The following is a 14,858-nucleotide window of genomic DNA, read 5'->3' as shown; positions in this document are numbered from 1 at the left end:
ATGATCACCCCCGACTGGATCCCGCACCGGCGCGCGTCGGACGGCGAGCTCGTCGGCTGGGTGCGCCCGGCGGGCGACGGCTGGGTGGCGGTGTCGCTCTTCGGTACGGACCTGACGGAGCCCGTGGACTGGCTGAGCGCCGAGGAGGTGCTCGAGGAGCAGGGCCTGTCCTGGATGGCCGGGGCGTGGCTTCTTCGCCGAGACGGCCGTGACATCCGCGTCCGTCTGGTGGAGTTCTCACCCGATCGCATCGAGTCGGGCGCGGTGCGACCGGGACGGGTCGTGGTCAAGACCGACGACTTCGGTGCCATCGATGTGCCCTACGAGCTGATCGATCTGCCCTGGCCGCCTCCGCCCGAGCTGCGCCCACTCCGACTCGACGGCGTCGGCGTCAGCCCCTGGGGGTGACCGACCCCTCAAGGAGCCCAGCGGCGCGGAATGCGCGCTGGTAGATCTCGCGGATCACCGCGGACTTCCGGTCGTTGTACGCCGTCATCTCCTCACCGCGCGCGGTCGCCTCGGCGGCGGCCAGACGCTTGGTCTCGGCGTACAGAGTCCGATCCGCCTCGTTCGCCCGCAGCCAGTCACGGAAGAGGGCGTGCCGGACGAGCTCCGGGCTGTCGGGGGAGAAGACGTGGATGTTCGCGCCCCGATCGGCGGGTTTGAGGCAGCGGTGCTCGTGCCACCAGGGCTCTCGCACGGTGAGGACGAAGCCCGCCGCCTCGAGCGGGGGAAGCCACGACGCCTCGTCGGAGGAGTCGGCGACGGTCACGTCGAGGTCGATGATGGGCTTCGCGGGCAGCCCCGGAACGGAGGTCGAGCCGACGTGGTCGACCGCGAGCGCGCGCTCTCCCAGCGCGGCGCGGACACGGTCGATGAGCGCCGCGGCCCGCCCCTCCCACGCCGGGTCGTGGTCGACGATCTCGATCTCCTCGACGCGGGGCTCGACGACCCAGGGGCTGCATCCGGGAGGCGCCGGAGCATCCGCGAACGTCGTGATCTCCTCGGGCGCGAGGGCGCGGGAGGTCATCGCGGCAGCGCGTCCAGAAGTGGACGGGGATCTGGGGCGCCGGCAGGTGCCTGGATGGCGACGGCATCGGCCCCGCCGGCCGCCAGCTCCGCGAGACGGTCGGCGATGCGGCTCTCGAGGGTGTCGGCCCGGGGATCGATCTCGGTGAAGACGCGCACGTGCGTGCGTCCCGGGCGGCCCGAGTCGGCCCGACCCTCATCGACGAGGTCGCGCGCCGCGCGCACCGCCGCTTCGTCAGCGGCCGAGTCGAGGAGGACCGAGTCGCCGATCTCCCCGGCGAGCCTCAGCGTCTTCGGTCCGCGCGCGCCGACGGTGATCTCGGGGACCACGGCCGGGGGCCATCCCAGCCGCACGTCCCGCAGCGTCACGTACCGCCCGACCGTGTCGACCGTCTCACCGTCGAGCAGCGCGCGCACCGCCGTGACGTACTCGCGCAGCAGGGTGAGCGGCGACGCGACGCGCGCGCTCACCTGGCCCATCCACTCGAGCACGCCGTGCCCGAAGCCCGCCACGAAGCGCCCGGGCTCGAGTCGCGCGAGGGTGGCGACCTCCATCGCCGCCAGCGCCGGGTTCCGCAGCGGCACCGGGAGCAGGCCGATCCCGACGTGCACGCGCTCGGTCGCAGCCAGGGCGGTCGCGGACGTCGTCAGACCGCCCTCGAGGAAGCAGTCCTCCCAGAGCCACAGCTCGGGCACCCCGGCGTCCTCCACCGCACGGGCGACCGCGCGCAGGTCCTCCGGGGCCGACTGAGGACGGAAGACGATGCCGATCTCGGGCGTCGATGCCGCTGCCATGCCCCCATCGTGCCATCGCGCGCCGGCACTGCGCTTCGCCATCCGCGATGTCGGCGCCCCGTGCCATCCTGGTCGCGTGACGACGCAGGAGCCGGGCACCCCCGGCGGGACGGACGAGCGGCCCGCCGTCTTCTTCCGCGATGCGGCGGAGTTCCGCGCGTGGCTCGAGCAGAACCACGAGACCGCGACCGAGCTGTGGATGGGGCTGCGGCTCGCGCACGTGCCCGACCGCGGGCTGACCTGGGCGGACGCGGTGCTCGAGGCGCTGTGCTTCGGATGGATCGACTCCGTCTCGCAGCCGATCGACGGCGATGCGCGCCGGCAGCGCTGGACGCCGCGGAAGCCGGGCAGCACATGGTCGAAGGTCAACATCGCGCACGTGGAGCGGCTCACGGCGGAGGGGCGCATGCATCCGGCCGGCGTGGCGGCGTACGAGCGGCGGCGCGAGGATCGCTCGGGGACGTACTCGCACGAGAACCCGGAGGCGGAGCTGTCACCGCCGCTGCAGGCGCTCATCGACGCGTCGCCCGGTGCGACCGCGTTCCTCGCGGAGGCGACGCCGGGGTATCGCAAGGCGGTGCGGCATTGGATCATGTCCGCCAAGCAGGAGGCGACTCGCGAGCGGCGCACGCGTCAGCTCGTCGAGGACTCCGAGGCAGGGCGGCTCGTACCCCCGCAGCGTCCCGGCGCGACGCCGGCGTGGCTCGCGAGGGCGGCCGCCGCGGCGACCGCAGCGGCGACCGCTCCCGAGCCCGGCTCGGCGGCTCCTCGCAGGGCTCCGGTCTAGGATCGAACCGGTGCCCGGGATCCTCGCGACCCGTGTCGCGCCATCCGAACCCTTCCGACCATTGGAGCCACCGTGGCCGAGCAGTCCCGCCTCGACAAAGTCATCGCCCTCGCCCGTCACCGCGGGTTCGTGTTCCAAGCGGGCGAGATCTATGGCGGTTCGCGGTCCGCGTGGGACTACGGGCCCCTCGGCACCGAGCTCAAGGAGAACATCCGCCGCCAGTGGTGGCAGACGTTCGTGCGCGGACGCGGCGACATGGTCGGCCTCGACTCCTCGATCATCCTGCCGACGAAGGTCTGGGAGGCGTCCGGTCACGTCGCGACGTTCACCGACCCGCTCGTCGAGTGCCTGCAGTGCCACAAGCGCCACCGCGAGGACCACCTCATCGAGGCGTACGAGGCGAAGAAGGGCCGCGCCCCCGAGAACGGGATGGCCGACATCGTCTGCCCCGACTGCGGCACCCGCGGTCAGTGGACCGAGCCCCGCTCGTTCTCCGGCCTCATGAAGACGTACGTGGGCGTCGTCGACGACGAGTCCGGCCTGCACTACCTGCGCCCGGAGACCGCGCAGGGCATCTTCGTGAACTTCGCGAACGTCGTCACGGCCGCGCGCAAGAAGCCGCCGTTCGGCGTCGGCCAGGTGGGCAAGGCGTTCCGCAACGAGATCACCCCCGGCAACTTCATCTTCCGCACGCGCGAGTTCGAGCAGATGGAGATCGAGTTCTTCACGCCGCCGGCCGAGGCGGGGGAATGGTTCGAGCACTGGGTGGACGCGTGCTGGAACTGGTTCATCGACCTCGGCATCGATCCCGCGAACATGCGGAAGTTCGACGTGCCGGATGGCGAGCGCGCGCACTACTCGGATCGCACGATCGACGTCGAGTACGCCTTCGGCTTCGCCGGCAAGGGCTGGGGCGAGCTCATGGGCATCGCGAACCGCACCGACTTCGACCTGTCGAACCACATCGAGCACTCCAAGTCGAACCTGTCGTTCTTCGACCAGGCCTCGGGTGAGAAGTACGTGCCGTACGTCATCGAGCCGTCGTTCGGACTCACCCGCTCGATGATGGCGTTCCTCGTCGACGCGTACCGCGAGGAGGAGGTGCCGAACGCGAAGGGCGGCACCGACACCCGCACCGTGCTGAAGCTCGACCCGCGCCTCGCGCCGGTGAAGGCCGCCGTCCTCCCCCTCTCGCGCAACGAGCGCCTGTCGCCCCTCGCCCGCGAGGTCGCCGACCAGCTGCGCGCGTCGTGGAACGTGGACTTCGACGACGCCGGCGCCATCGGCCGTCGCTACCGTCGCCAGGACGAGATCGGCACCCCGTTCTGCGTCACGGTCGACTTCGACTCTCTCGACGACCGCGCGGTCACGGTGCGCGATCGCGACACGATGGAGCAGGAGCGCGTGCCGCTCGACGCGCTGCAGGGCTACCTCACGGAGCGTCTCCGCGGCGCCTGAGCCCTTCGCGTCAACGCCCCGTCCCGGTTCTCGGGGCGGGGCGCTTCCGCGTCCCCGTCGCGTCCCCGGTCGTCGGCACCCTGGAGCGGCTCGCACCCCTCGGCATGTCCCACTTGTGCACCTCATCCCACGGTCTTGGCGTGCACAAGTGGGACATGCCGGACGGGGTTACCCCGCGACGCCGCCGGACGCAACCCCGAGACATCCGACCGGGCGGCGCGCAGAGTGGACGCATCCCCAACGAACGGAAGGATGCGACATGGCACGCGATCAGTACACGTTCACCGACCCCACGGCGCTCTACAGCGACATCGAGCCGCAGAAGCAGCACCAGACCGAGCCCGGGCTCGAGGCCGACATGGGCCCGAAGCCCGACCTCGGCGAGGACACCTACCGCGGCACCGGCCGTCTCGCCGGGCGCAAGGCGCTTATCACGGGCGGCGATTCCGGCATCGGCGCGGCGACGGCCATCGCCTTCGCCCGAGAGGGCGCCGATGTCGCCATCGCCTACCTGCCCCAGGAGGAGGAGGACGCCGCGCGCATCGCCGGCCTCATCCGCGATGCGGGCGTCAAGGCCGTCCAGCTGCCCGGCGACCTGAGCGACCCGGACTACTGCCGCGGTCTCGTCGACCAGGCGGTCGCCGAGCTCGGCGGCATCGACATCCTCGTCAACAACGGCGGCAAGCAGATCTTCAACGAGGACATCACCACGCTGCCCGACGAGCAGTGGCAGGACACGTTCGACGTCAACGTGCGCGCGACGTTCCTCCTCACGAAGGCCGCCGTGCCGCACATGAAGCCCGGATCGACGATCATCAACACGACGTCGCATCAGGCCTACACGCCGTCGCCCACGCTGCTCGACTACGCATCGACGAAGTGGGCGATCAACGGCTTCACGAAGGCGGTCGCGCAGCAGCTCGCACCGAAGGGCATCCGCGTGAATGCCGTCGCGCCCGGTCCGGTGTGGACGGTGCTCCAGGTGACGGATGGCCAGCCGCAGGAGAAGGTCGCGGAGTTCGGCAAGCAGACGCCGCTCGGCCGGATGGGCCAGCCCGCGGAGATGGCGCCGGCCTACGTCTTCCTCGCCTCGGCCGAGTCGAGCTACATCATCGGCGACACGGTGAACGCGAACGGCGGCAGCCCCACCCCGTGATGCACTGAGCCGAGCGCGCCGTGTCAGGCCTGCTTCGCGGCGGCCTTCACGGCGCGCTTGTGCTCGCGCACCTTCGCCAGCGACTCCGGGCTCGTGATGTCGGCGACCGAGCGGAAGGCGCCGTCCTCTCCGTACGGAGCTGAGGCCTCCCGCCATCCGTCGCCGGCGAAGCCGCACTGCTTGCCCAGGAGGGCGAGGAAGATGCGCGCCTTCTGATCGCCGAACCCGGGCAGGGCCTTCAGCCGCTTCAGCACGTCGGCACCCGACGGATGGCCGCGGGTCCAGATCTGCGCGGCGTCGCCATCCCAATCGTCGACGATCGCCTGGCACAGCTGCTGCACCCGGCCCGCCATGGAACCGGGGAAGCGGTGCACGGCCGGCGTCTGGCGGAAGGCCTCGACGAAGCCCTCAGGGTCGTGGGAGGCGATCGCCGCCGCCTCGACCGACCCGATGCGCTCGCGGATCTTCTCCGGCCCCGCGAACGCCGTCTCCATCGCGATCTGCTGGTCGAGCAGCATCCCGATGAGGAGCGCGAGCGGGTTGTCGCTCAGGAGGGTGTCGGCGGCGTCGTCGCCCGTGATCGTGAGAGCCATGCCTCTATCGTCTCAGGGCGAGCCGGTGTCCCGGGGCATCGGCGGACGGACGCGGCGAAGGCCCCTCAGGCGTGCCGCAGGGCTCAGGACGCCCGGGCCTCGCCCGTGAACGGGCAGACCGGCGCGGCGGCGACCGGCGCCGCGGGAACGGCCGAGGCCGGACGCGCGTCGATGCCGAAGAGCGTCTCGAGCGCGTCGAACACGTCGTCGGAGCGACCCTCGGCAGCGAGCTGCGCGGCGCGCGAGGTCGGCGTGTGCAGCAGCACTCCCACGAGGTGGCGCATGGCCTGCTCGACCTGCTCGGCCTCGCCGCGACCGCGTGCGCGGTCGACCTCGGCCTGAGTGAGCTCGAAGACGTGCTTGCGCAGCGCGATGATCGCGGGCTGCGCGCTCTGCTGACGGCCGGCGAGGTGGAACTTCGCAGCGGCGTCCTGCACGATCGCGCGGGCGGCGTCGGTGGCTTGCAGCTCCTCGAGCGGAGCGTGCAGGCGGATGGTCTCGAGGTCGAGCAGCGTGATGCCCGGCACGGTCGCGACGTCGGGGGCGACGTTCCGCGGCATGCCGAGGTCGATGATCATCCCGGTGCCGGCGAAGCCCGCCTCGGTGAGGAGCGCCGCGTCGATGACCGGCTCCTCGCGCGAGGTGCACGTGATGACGAGGTCGGCGGCGACGGCGGCCTGCGCGAAGTCCTCGGGCGCGACGCTCGAGAGCCCGTGCTTGGCGGCGAAGCGCGCTCCACGGCCGGAGGGGGAGTGGACCGTGATGTCCTCGACGCCGTGGTCGCGGAGGGCGGCGATCGTCGCGGCGGCGTACGAGCCGGTGCCGACGAGCAGCACCTGCTGCGTGGACCAGTCGGCGATGCGGCTGCCCGCGAGGTCGAGGGCGAGGCGCACGAGCGAGCGGCCGGCGCGGCCGAGGGCGGTGCCGTTCTTCACGCCCTTCTGCGTCTCGGTGGCGCGCTGGAAGAGGCGCTCCAGCTCGCTCGAGGTGGTGCCGTGCTCGCGGGCTTCGTCGAGGGCGCGGCGAACCTGGCCGCCGATCTCGCCCTCGCCGACGATGACCGACTCCAGTCCCGACGCGACGGAGAAGAGGTGCTCGGCGACGGTCGGGCCGGCCGCGACCTCGACGGCGCCGTCGAGGTCGTCGGCGGTGACGCCGGTGGCGACGCGGATGGCCTCGTGTGCGGCCGCGAGGCCCGTCTCGCGCGCGGCGCCGGACGGGACGTCGAGGTCGATGTACGCCTCGAAGCGGTTGCAGGTCGAGAGCACGACCGTGCCCTTGACCTCTTCGCCGTGCGCGGCGATGAGCGGAGCAAGGGCTGTGGTCTGCGTGCTCAGCCGCTCGAGGAGATCGAACGGCGCGGTCTTGTGACTCGCAGAAAGGCAGAACAGCACATCCGTCATTCTACTCCTCGTAAAAGTCAGTTCTGAATGATTCATGAAAAGAAAGGGTTGCCTAACCGGCGCTTTCCGGGCACCCTGCGCGATTTCGTCGCTTGGCGCCGGCCATCCTGCTCGCTCTCCGCGGCGGATGGGAGGATGAGACCATGCCTTCCCTCGATGCGCCCCTCCTGCGCGCCCTGCGCGGCGAGCGCCCGGAGACGACCCCCGTCTGGTTCATGCGGCAGGCCGGCCGCTCGCTTCCCGAGTACCGCGAGCTGCGGGTCGGCACGCGCATGCTCGACGCGTGCCTGACGCCCGACCTCGCCGCGGAGATCACGCTGCAGCCCGTGCGCCGCCACGGCGTCGACGCCGGCATCTTCTTCAGCGACATCGTCGTGCCGCTGCGTCTCGCGGGCATCGACGTCGAGATCGTGCCGGGGCGCGGTCCGGTGTTCGCCGACCCCGTGCGCACTCGAGCAGATGTGGAGCGCATCACCGCGATCGATCCCGCCGAGGTCGTCGCGGCGGCGGAGCCCGTGCGCGAGGCCGTCCGCACGGTCGTGGCGGAGCTCGACGCGACCGGCACGCCGCTCATCGGCTTCGCCGGCGCCCCGTTCACACTCGCGGCCTACCTCGTCGAGGGCGGCCCGTCGAAGGAGCACCTGCGCGCCCGCGCCATGATGCACGCCGACCCCGAGGCCTGGCATGCGCTGGCCGGATGGCTCGCGCAGGTCTCGCGCGGATTCCTCCGCACGCAGATCGAGGCAGGCGCCGCCGCCGTGCAGCTCTTCGACTCGTGGGCGGGCTCGCTCGCACCGGCGGACTTCCGCGCGTTCGTGGCGCCGCACTCGGCGGTCGCGGTCGAGGGCCTCGAGGTGCCCGTCATCCACTTCGGCGTGGGCACCGGGCCGGTGCTCGCCGACATGCGGCTCGACGGCCGCGCCGCGGCGGTGGGCGTGGACTGGCGCGTGCCGCTCGACGAGGCCGCCGCGATCGTCGGCGACGGCACGACGCTGCAGGGCAACATCGACCCGGCGCTCCTCACCGCGCCGTGGGACGTCCTCGAGGCGCACGTGCGCGATGTCGTCTCGCGGGGCCGCTCCGCCCGCGCGCACATCGTGAACCTCGGCCATGGCGTGCCGCCCGAGACCGACCCCACCGTGCTGACCCGCATCGTGGAGCTCGTCCACAGCCTCTGAGCCGCGCTCGTCACCGTCCCGCCAGGCCATCGCCTGAGAGGATGGGGCGGTGACCGAGAAGCTCGACGAACTGTACGCGCACGCCCACGAGAAGCACGCGGTCGTCGTGGGCGGCGGCATCGCCGGACTCGTCGCAGCCTGGGAGTGCGCGAAGGTCGGCATGCGCGTGACCGTGCTCGAGGCCGGCGCGCGCCCCGGCGGCGTGCTGCGCTCGGGCGAGGTCGGCGGCGTGGTGCTCGACCTCGGCGCGGAGAGCTTCGCGACCCGCGGCGGGCACGTGCGCGCGCTCATCGACGCGCTGGGCCTCGGCGCCGACGTCGTCACGCCCGGCACGGGGGCGGGCGGCGCGTGGGTCGCGGGCGTGCCGGGGGTCGGCGCAGCGCCCCTCCCGGCCGGGGGCCTCCTCGGGATCCCGGCGAACCCGTTCGCGCCCGACGTGCGCCGCATCCTCGGCTGGAGCGGGGCGTGGCGCGCGTACCTCGACCGCGTGAAGCCGGTCCTCACGATCGGGCACTCCGACAGCCTCGGGCGCCTCGTGCGCCAGCGTCTCGGCGCCAAGGCGCTCGACCGCCTCGTCGCGCCCGTGACGACCGGCGTCTACTCCGCGCACCCCGACGACATCGACCCGGACGTCGCCGCGCCCGGTCTCAACGCCGCGCTCACGCGCGCCGGCTCGCTCACCGGCGCCGTCGCCGAGCTCGTCGGCGCCCGCAAGAGCGCGCCAGGCGGCGCCGTCCTCGGGCTGAGGGGCGGGATGGCGCGACTCGCCGATGCGCTCGTCGAGCGTCTCGAGGTGCTCGGCGCTGAGATCCGCACGCTCAGCGCCGTGGAGCGGCTCGACCGCACGGACGCCGGTTGGACGGTGCATCTCGCAGACGGCGCGGCCGGTGTGGACGCGCACGGGCCCGACCGCCAGCCCGACCGCCAGACGATGTCGTCTCATCCCGGCGACACCGGATTCCGCGATTTCCCGGGTGCGCTCGGTGAGACGACATCGTCTGATGCCGGGAACGGCCCCGCGCCGGCTCTCGACGCGGACCTCGTCGTGGTCGCGGCGGATGAGGCGACCGCGCGCCGACTCCTCGCGCCGCACGCCGAGGGCCTCGCGGCGGAGCCCGCGCGCCCCGGTCCCATGGTGGAGATCGTCACGCTGGTCCTCGACGCTCCCGCCCTCGACGCCAAGCCGCGCGGCACGGGCGTGCTCACCGTCCCCGGCTCCCACCGCGCGAAGGCGCTCACGCACGCCAACGCCAAGTGGCAGTGGGTTGCCGACGCCGCGGGCGACCGGCATGTCGTGCGGGTGTCGTTCGGCACGCAGGACGAGGAGCCCGCCACCGCGCACCTCTCCGATGAAGAGGCGGCGGCGCTCGCCCTTCAGGAGGCTTCGGCTCTCCTCGGCACCCCGCTCGCCGCAGACCAGCTCCGCGGCGCCCGACGCGAGCGGTACCTCCAGTCGCAGCCCGCCGCGACCGTCGGCCTGCGCGCGGCGACCGATCAGGCGCGCACGGCCATCCGGGCCATCCCCGGCGCCATCGCGGTCGGCGCGTGGCTGGCGGGCACGGGCCTCGCCCAGGTGATTCCCGACGCGATCGCCGAGGCCGAGCGCGTGCGGCGGACGGCGCTGTTCGGCTGAAGGGGCTACACCCCGGGCGACGCGCGCGCAAGGCGGATGCCGAAAACGGCATACATGGTTACTGTGGAGTCCTGAGCAAGCCGGAACGACTGTGAGGAGAACCCGATGCGGGGGAAGCTGGGACTCGTGATCGGCCTCGGTGCGGGCTACGTGCTCGGCACGCGCGCCGGACGTGCGCGCTACGAGCAGATCAAGGACAGGGCGCAGGAGGTGTGGGAGCTTCCCGTCGTGCAGGCGCAGGCGGCGAAGGTCTCCAAGCTCGCGAAGTCGAGCGCTCTCGCGGCACCGCGCGTGGCCTGGAACGGCGCGATCAAGGTCGTGAAGGCCGCCACCACGTCCGGCACGCCGGGCCAGCGTCTGGACGCCGCGCTCGATGAGACCGGGGACGCTGTCGACGACGTGAAGGGCGCCACGGGGAAGGCCGAGGGCTGATGGCGCAGCTCCCGCCGTCGCCCGTGCGGGATCGCGCCGACGACAGTCTCTTCACGCTCATCGGCGATGTGCCGGAGCTGGTGCGCAACCTCGTCATCGCCGAGGTCGACGCCGCGAAGAAGTGGGCGGCGAAGACCGCGAAGGACGCGGGGTTCGGCACCGGATGGATGCTCGTCGCGCTGTTCTTCCTGTTCTGGGCCATCCCCGCCTTCCTGTGCTTCGTCATCGCGCTGCTGTCGCTGTGGCTGCCGGTGTGGGCGTCCGCGCTCATCGTCTTCGGCGTCGGCGTGATCCTCGCCGCCGTCTTCGCGCTCCTGGGGCTGCTGCGGTTCAAGCGCCTCGCCAAGAGCGAGAACCCCGCCAGCGCGGCCCGCACGGACGTCGCCATCGTCAAGGAGGTCGCGAATGAGTTCTGATCGCATGCACGGCGAGGCGCTCATCTCGAAGACCGTGGTGCCGAGCGGCATCGACGACCCGGTGGAGCGTGCCCGCGCGGAGCTGCGGGCCGCCCTCAACGCGATCGAGGTCAAGGGCAACCTGCCGCGCCGCGCCTCCGACGCCATGCAGCGCGGCGCGGTGAAGGCGCGTGCCTTCGCCGACGGCAACCCCGCCGCCGCCGTCGCGGCCGCCGTGGGCGCCGCTGCGGCCGTCGGTGCCGTCGTCTGGGGCATCGCCCGGCTCATCGCCCGCTGAACGGGCGGACGTTTTCGCCTTCCGCGCGAGCGGGAGCATGATGGAGTCATGCCTGACGAACTCGAGACGACCGGCGACAGCTACAGCCTCTGGGCGGTGTGGCGACGCAACCCCGACCGCCCGGTGACGGAGACCGATGCGACGGAACTCGAGGACATCGTCTCCCTCCTCGCGGGGGAGGGTGTGACGGTCCGCGGGTTCTACGACGTCAGCGGCCTGCGCGCCGACGCCGACCTCATGGTGTGGGTGCACGGCGGTGCGCCCGAGGAGCTGCAGCGGGCCATCCGTCGTCTGCGTCGCACTGAGCTGCTGAAGAACCTCCTGCCGACCTGGAACGGGATGGCCGTGCACCGCGACGCGGAGTTCAACAAGCGCCACGTGCCCGGCTACATGCGCGGCATCGCCGCGAAGGGGTGGCTGACGGTCTACCCCTTCGTGCGCAGCTACGAGTGGTACCTGCTCCCCGACGAGGAGCGCAGCGGCATGCTCGCCGACCACGGCCGGAAGGGCGCGGCGTTCCGCGGCGTCACTGCGAACACGATGGCCGCCTTCGCGCTCGGCGACTACGAGTGGATGCTCCCGATGGAGTCCGACGAGCTGAACGAGCTCGTCGACATGATGCGCGACCTGCGCTACACCGAGGCTCGCCGCCACGTGCGCGAGGAGGTGCCGTTCTTCACCGGTCGACGCATCCCCGCGTCCGAGGTGGCCGAGGTGCTGCAGTGACCACCGCCATCCGCCTGGGCACCCGGCGCAGCGCGCTGGCGATGTCGCAGTCGTCCATGGTCGCGCGAGCTCTCGAGGAGAAGGCGGGCCGCCCGGTCGAGCTCGTCGAGATCGTCTCCGAGGGCGACGTCTCGCGCGCCTCGCTGTCGCAGCTCGGCGGCACCGGCGTCTTCGCCACCCGACTGCGCGAGGCGCTCCTCGCCGGCGAATGCGACCTGCTCGTCCACTCTCTGAAGGACCTTCCCACCGCCGGGGCGCCCGGCCTCCTCGTGGCCGCGACGCCGGTCCGCGCGGACGCACGCGATGTCGTGCTCACGCGCGACGGCACGCCGCTCGCCGAGCTCCCCGCCGGAGCCCGCGTGGGCACGGGGTCGCCCCGTCGCATCGCGCAGGTGCGGCGCGCCAACCCCGGCGTGCAGGTGCACGACCTCCGCGGCAACGTCGACTCGCGCATGCAGCGCGTGCGCGACGGCGAGCTCGACGCGATCGTGCTGGCCGCTGCGGGGCTGGCCCGGCTCGGATCGGACATCGACCTCGCCATGGAGTTCCAGGACCTCGGCGGATGGCCGACCGCGGCCGGGCAGGGATCGCTCGCCGTCGAGACGCGGCTGGACATCGACGACGAGCTGCTCCGCGCCATCCGAGCCCTCGACGACCCCGCGACCCGGTTCGCCGTGACGGTCGAGCGCGCGGTGCTGGCCGGTGTCGAGGCGGGCTGCCACGCGCCGGTCGGCATCCACGCCGACCTCACGGGCGACGAGCTGCGGGTGTCGGCGGTGGTCTACGGGGAGCCCGGCGTCGAGATCGCGGCGGAGAGCGCCGAGGTCGTGGCGCAGGAGTATATTCATGCGCAGGGCGGCGGCGACGGTGCAGATGCCGCCCGTCGCGTCGTCCCCCGACGAGCGAGCGAGATCGGCACCGCAGTCGCCGGTCAGCTTCTCGACCGAGGGGCGTCCGAGCTCGTGACACCCTCGACCACTACATGAAGCCACTGGATCCTATGACCGCAAAGCCTCTCGCCGGATGGCGGGTGCTCGTGCCGCGCGGCGGCCCCTGGGGCGACAGCGTCGCCGCTCGGCTCCGCGCGGGCGGTGCGACGCCGGTGATCGCGCCCCTGATCAACTTCGCTCCCACCGAGGACAAGGCCGCGCTCGAGCAGGCGCTCCGCGACCTGGCCGACGGCCGGTTCCACTGGCTCACGGTGACGAGCGCCACGACCGTCGACGTGCTCTACTCCTACGGCGCGCGGATCCCCGAGGGGACGAAGGTCGCCGCCGTCGGCGAGACCACCGCGACCGCGCTGCAGGCCGTCGGATACGGCGTCGACCTCGTGCCCGACACCGACAACTCCGCCGCCGGCCTCGCCCGGCAGCTCCTCGCGCTCGAGCCCGAGCCGCGGCGCATCCTCACGCTGCGCAGCGAGATCGCGAAGCCGGTCCTCACCGACGCGCTCATCGCAGCGGGGCACGACGTGCACAGCGTGGTCGCCTACCGCACGGTGGGCGTGCCCGCTCCCGAGCGCGCGCACCGCGACGTCCTGAACGGCCGCATCAACGCCATCCTCGTGACGAGCGGTTCGGTCGCCGAGCAGGTGCGCGAGCAGTTCCCCGTCATCCCCGAGGAGACGATCATCGCCGCGATCGGCCCGCGCACCGCGCGGGACGCGAACGCGGCGGGCCTCCCCATCCATCTCGTCGCACCGCGGCAGAGCGTGGAGTCGCTGATCGACGCGCTCGCCGACATCCCGGTCCCGCCGTCGAGCGCTGAGGCGCGCGCCATCCCGGAGACCACCCCGACCGAGGTCGTGCGCATCCCCGACGCGGCCACCGAGGACGATCGATGACCTTCCCCACCCACCGCCCGCGTCGCCTCCGCACCTCCCCGGCGGTCCGCCGACTCGTCCGCGAGACGCACCTGGCGCCATCCCAGCTCGTGCTGCCCGCCTTCGTGCGCGAGGGCATCTCGGAGCCCGTCGACATCGGATCGATGCCCGGCGTGCGCCAGCACACGCTCGACTCCCTGCGGCGCGCTGCGGCCGAAGCGGCCGAAGCGGGCGTCGGCGGGATCATGCTGTTCGGCATCCCCGAGGTGCGTGACGCGATCGGATCCGGCGCGGACGACCCCGAGGGCATCCTCAACGTCGCCGCGGCCGCCCTGGCGTCGGAGGTCGGCGACGCGCTCGTCGTGCAGACCGACCTGTGCCTCGACGAGTTCACCGATCACGGTCACTGCGGCGTGCTACGGGGGGACGGCGGCGTCGACAACGACGCCACCCTCGAGCGCTATGCGGCGATGGGCGTCGCGCAGGCGCGCGCGGGGGCGACCCTGCTGGGGCTGTCGGGCATGATGGACGGCCAGGTGGCGGCCGTCCGCGAGGCTCTCGACTCCGAGGGCTTCATCGACACGATCATCATGGCCTACTCGGCGAAGTACGCCGGCGCCTTCTACGGCCCGTTCCGAGAGGCCGTCGACTCGCAGCTGAAGGGCGACCGCCGCACGTACCAGCTCGACCCCGGCAACGCGCGCGAGGGCGTCCGGGAGGCGATCATGGACGTCGAGGAGGGCGCCGACATCGTCATGGTGAAGCCCGCCATGCCGTACCTCGACGTGCTCGCCGACGTGCGCGCAACGGTCGACGTGCCGGTCTGGGCGTACCAGGTGTCGGGCGAGTACGCGATGGTCGAGGCCGCGGCCGCCAACGGCTGGATCGACCGCCGCGGCGCCATCCAGGAGTCGCTCCTGGGCATCCGTCGCGCCGGCGCGGACGCCATCCTCACCTATTGGGCCGTCGAGGCCGCGGGCTGGCTGCGCGAGGCGCACTGAGGCTACGGCGTCGGCCGCCTGAGCCGACCGTGTCTCACATGCTGCGGGTTCCGCGGGTTCATACCCGCCGGGAGTGAGACATGGTCATCCCCGTGTCTCACTCGACGCGGGATACGGGCCGTCATACCCGTCGGGAGTGAGACATGGTCATC

17 protein-coding genes are annotated in these 14,858 nt (G+C 72.5%); 13 read left to right on the top strand and 4 right to left on the bottom strand.

The genetic code is table 11. The features are described 5' to 3' along the window. A complete protein-coding gene (locus QWJ90_RS08130; RefSeq protein WP_290107198.1) occupies nucleotides 1-408 on the top strand; it encodes a hypothetical protein in 408 nt (135 codons plus the stop codon). On the opposite strand, the gene QWJ90_RS08125 is transcribed toward QWJ90_RS08130, so the two are convergent. Both QWJ90_RS08125 and QWJ90_RS08120 read right to left on the bottom strand, forming a co-directional pair. Next, nucleotides 392-1,030: a GrpB family protein gene (locus QWJ90_RS08125; protein WP_290107197.1), complete on the bottom strand. Its 639-nt coding sequence runs from the start codon at nucleotides 1,028-1,030 to the stop codon at nucleotides 392-394. The genes QWJ90_RS08130 and QWJ90_RS08125 overlap by 17 nt on opposite strands. Continuing rightward, complete coding sequence (locus QWJ90_RS08120) at nucleotides 1,027-1,824, bottom strand: LLM class flavin-dependent oxidoreductase (RefSeq protein ID WP_290107196.1); 798 nt, start codon at nucleotides 1,822-1,824, stop codon at nucleotides 1,027-1,029. Before QWJ90_RS08120 ends, QWJ90_RS08125 begins: the two co-directional genes overlap by 4 nt. A 76-nt stretch (nucleotides 1,825-1,900) precedes the next feature. Between QWJ90_RS08120 and QWJ90_RS08115 the strand changes: the two genes are divergently transcribed. The 3 genes from QWJ90_RS08115 (at nucleotide 1,901) to QWJ90_RS08105 (ending at nucleotide 5,225) form a co-directional block, all read left to right on the top strand. Continuing rightward, a complete protein-coding gene (locus QWJ90_RS08115; RefSeq protein ID WP_290107194.1) occupies nucleotides 1,901-2,611 on the top strand; it encodes a YdeI/OmpD-associated family protein in 711 nt (236 codons plus the stop codon). Between the two features lie 72 nt (nucleotides 2,612-2,683). Further along, entirely contained in the window at nucleotides 2,684-4,069 is a 1,386-nt protein-coding gene (locus QWJ90_RS08110) for a glycine--tRNA ligase (RefSeq protein ID WP_290107193.1), read from the top strand. A gap of 259 nt (nucleotides 4,070-4,328) precedes the next feature. After that, nucleotides 4,329-5,225 carry an SDR family oxidoreductase gene (locus tag QWJ90_RS08105; RefSeq protein WP_290107192.1) on the top strand — a complete coding sequence of 299 codons (897 nt, stop codon included), beginning with the start codon at nucleotides 4,329-4,331 and terminating at the stop codon, nucleotides 5,223-5,225. 23 nt (nucleotides 5,226-5,248) lie between these two features. Here QWJ90_RS08105 and QWJ90_RS08100 read toward each other — a convergent pair whose 3' ends face one another. Together QWJ90_RS08100 and QWJ90_RS08095 are read right to left on the bottom strand one after the other, a co-directional pair. After that, nucleotides 5,249-5,818, bottom strand: a complete 570-nt coding sequence (locus QWJ90_RS08100) for an HhH-GPD-type base excision DNA repair protein (protein WP_290107191.1) — start codon at nucleotides 5,816-5,818, stop codon at nucleotides 5,249-5,251. An 83-nt stretch (nucleotides 5,819-5,901) separates the two neighbouring features. Beyond that, nucleotides 5,902-7,212, bottom strand: coding sequence for a glutamyl-tRNA reductase (locus QWJ90_RS08095; protein ID WP_290107343.1), 1,311 nt, complete (start codon nucleotides 7,210-7,212; stop codon nucleotides 5,902-5,904). 152 nt (nucleotides 7,213-7,364) lie between these two features. On the opposite strand from QWJ90_RS08095, the gene hemE reads away from it, so the two are divergent. The 9 genes from hemE to hemB all read left to right on the top strand — a co-directional run bounded on the left by hemE (nucleotide 7,365) and on the right by hemB (nucleotide 14,706). Beyond that, the gene (hemE, locus tag QWJ90_RS08090; RefSeq protein ID WP_290107190.1) at nucleotides 7,365-8,399 is read left to right on the top strand and encodes a uroporphyrinogen decarboxylase; all 1,035 of its coding nucleotides are present in this window, start codon (nucleotides 7,365-7,367) and stop codon (nucleotides 8,397-8,399) included. A 49-nt stretch (nucleotides 8,400-8,448) separates the two neighbouring features. Next, the gene (locus tag QWJ90_RS08085; RefSeq protein ID WP_290107189.1) at nucleotides 8,449-10,032 is read left to right on the top strand and encodes a protoporphyrinogen/coproporphyrinogen oxidase; all 1,584 of its coding nucleotides are present in this window, start codon (nucleotides 8,449-8,451) and stop codon (nucleotides 10,030-10,032) included. Nucleotides 10,033-10,137: 105 nt separating this feature from the next. Further along, nucleotides 10,138-10,464, top strand: coding sequence for a hypothetical protein (locus tag QWJ90_RS08080; protein WP_290107188.1), 327 nt, complete (start codon nucleotides 10,138-10,140; stop codon nucleotides 10,462-10,464). Continuing rightward, complete coding sequence (locus QWJ90_RS08075) at nucleotides 10,464-10,880, top strand: phage holin family protein (protein WP_156242812.1); 417 nt, start codon at nucleotides 10,464-10,466, stop codon at nucleotides 10,878-10,880. Before QWJ90_RS08080 ends, QWJ90_RS08075 begins: the two co-directional genes overlap by 1 nt. Then, complete coding sequence (locus QWJ90_RS08070; RefSeq protein WP_290107187.1) at nucleotides 10,870-11,157, top strand: hypothetical protein; 288 nt, start codon at nucleotides 10,870-10,872, stop codon at nucleotides 11,155-11,157. The genes QWJ90_RS08075 and QWJ90_RS08070 overlap by 11 nt, the downstream gene beginning before the upstream one ends. A 48-nt stretch (nucleotides 11,158-11,205) precedes the next feature. Beyond that, on the top strand, nucleotides 11,206-11,883 hold the full coding sequence (gene hemQ / locus QWJ90_RS08065; RefSeq protein WP_290107186.1) for a hydrogen peroxide-dependent heme synthase: 678 nt from the start codon (nucleotides 11,206-11,208) through the stop codon (nucleotides 11,881-11,883). Continuing rightward, nucleotides 11,880-12,869, top strand: a complete 990-nt coding sequence (gene hemC / locus QWJ90_RS08060) for a hydroxymethylbilane synthase (protein WP_290107185.1) — start codon at nucleotides 11,880-11,882, stop codon at nucleotides 12,867-12,869. The genes hemQ and hemC overlap by 4 nt, the downstream gene beginning before the upstream one ends. Nucleotides 12,870-12,883: 14 nt before the next feature. Continuing rightward, the gene (locus QWJ90_RS08055) at nucleotides 12,884-13,726 is read left to right on the top strand and encodes a uroporphyrinogen-III synthase (RefSeq protein WP_290107184.1); all 843 of its coding nucleotides are present in this window, start codon (nucleotides 12,884-12,886) and stop codon (nucleotides 13,724-13,726) included. Further along, nucleotides 13,723-14,706 carry a porphobilinogen synthase gene (gene hemB / locus QWJ90_RS08050; RefSeq protein WP_290107183.1) on the top strand — a complete coding sequence of 328 codons (984 nt, stop codon included), beginning with the start codon at nucleotides 13,723-13,725 and terminating at the stop codon, nucleotides 14,704-14,706. The genes QWJ90_RS08055 and hemB overlap by 4 nt, the downstream gene beginning before the upstream one ends. Nucleotides 14,707-14,858 lie beyond the last annotated feature (152 nt).

Source organism: Microbacterium oryzae (genome assembly GCF_030406385.1).
GTDB lineage: Bacteria > Actinomycetota > Actinomycetes > Actinomycetales > Microbacteriaceae > Microbacterium > Microbacterium oryzae_A.
The sequence above is the reverse complement of the archived record's forward strand: the minus strand, read 5'-3'. Positions and strand labels throughout refer to the sequence as shown.

Coding starts and splice junctions, on each gene's coding strand:
- QWJ90_RS08130 (WP_290107198.1), top strand. CDS start 1: ATGATCACCCCCGACTGGATCCCGCACCGGCGCGCGTCGGACGGCGAG.
- QWJ90_RS08125 (WP_290107197.1), bottom strand. CDS start 1,030: ATGACCTCCCGCGCCCTCGCGCCCGAGGAGATCACGACGTTCGCGGAT.
- QWJ90_RS08120 (WP_290107196.1), bottom strand. CDS start 1,824: ATGGCAGCGGCATCGACGCCCGAGATCGGCATCGTCTTCCGTCCTCAG.
- QWJ90_RS08105 (WP_290107192.1), top strand. CDS start 4,329: ATGGCACGCGATCAGTACACGTTCACCGACCCCACGGCGCTCTACAGC.
- QWJ90_RS08100 (WP_290107191.1), bottom strand. CDS start 5,818: ATGGCTCTCACGATCACGGGCGACGACGCCGCCGACACCCTCCTGAGC.
- hemE (WP_290107190.1), top strand. CDS start 7,365: ATGCCTTCCCTCGATGCGCCCCTCCTGCGCGCCCTGCGCGGCGAGCGC.
- QWJ90_RS08080 (WP_290107188.1), top strand. CDS start 10,138: ATGCGGGGGAAGCTGGGACTCGTGATCGGCCTCGGTGCGGGCTACGTG.
- QWJ90_RS08075 (WP_156242812.1), top strand. CDS start 10,464: ATGGCGCAGCTCCCGCCGTCGCCCGTGCGGGATCGCGCCGACGACAGT.
- QWJ90_RS08070 (WP_290107187.1), top strand. CDS start 10,870: ATGAGTTCTGATCGCATGCACGGCGAGGCGCTCATCTCGAAGACCGTG.
- hemQ (WP_290107186.1), top strand. CDS start 11,206: ATGCCTGACGAACTCGAGACGACCGGCGACAGCTACAGCCTCTGGGCG.
- QWJ90_RS08055 (WP_290107184.1), top strand. CDS start 12,884: ATGACCGCAAAGCCTCTCGCCGGATGGCGGGTGCTCGTGCCGCGCGGC.
- hemB (WP_290107183.1), top strand. CDS start 13,723: ATGACCTTCCCCACCCACCGCCCGCGTCGCCTCCGCACCTCCCCGGCG.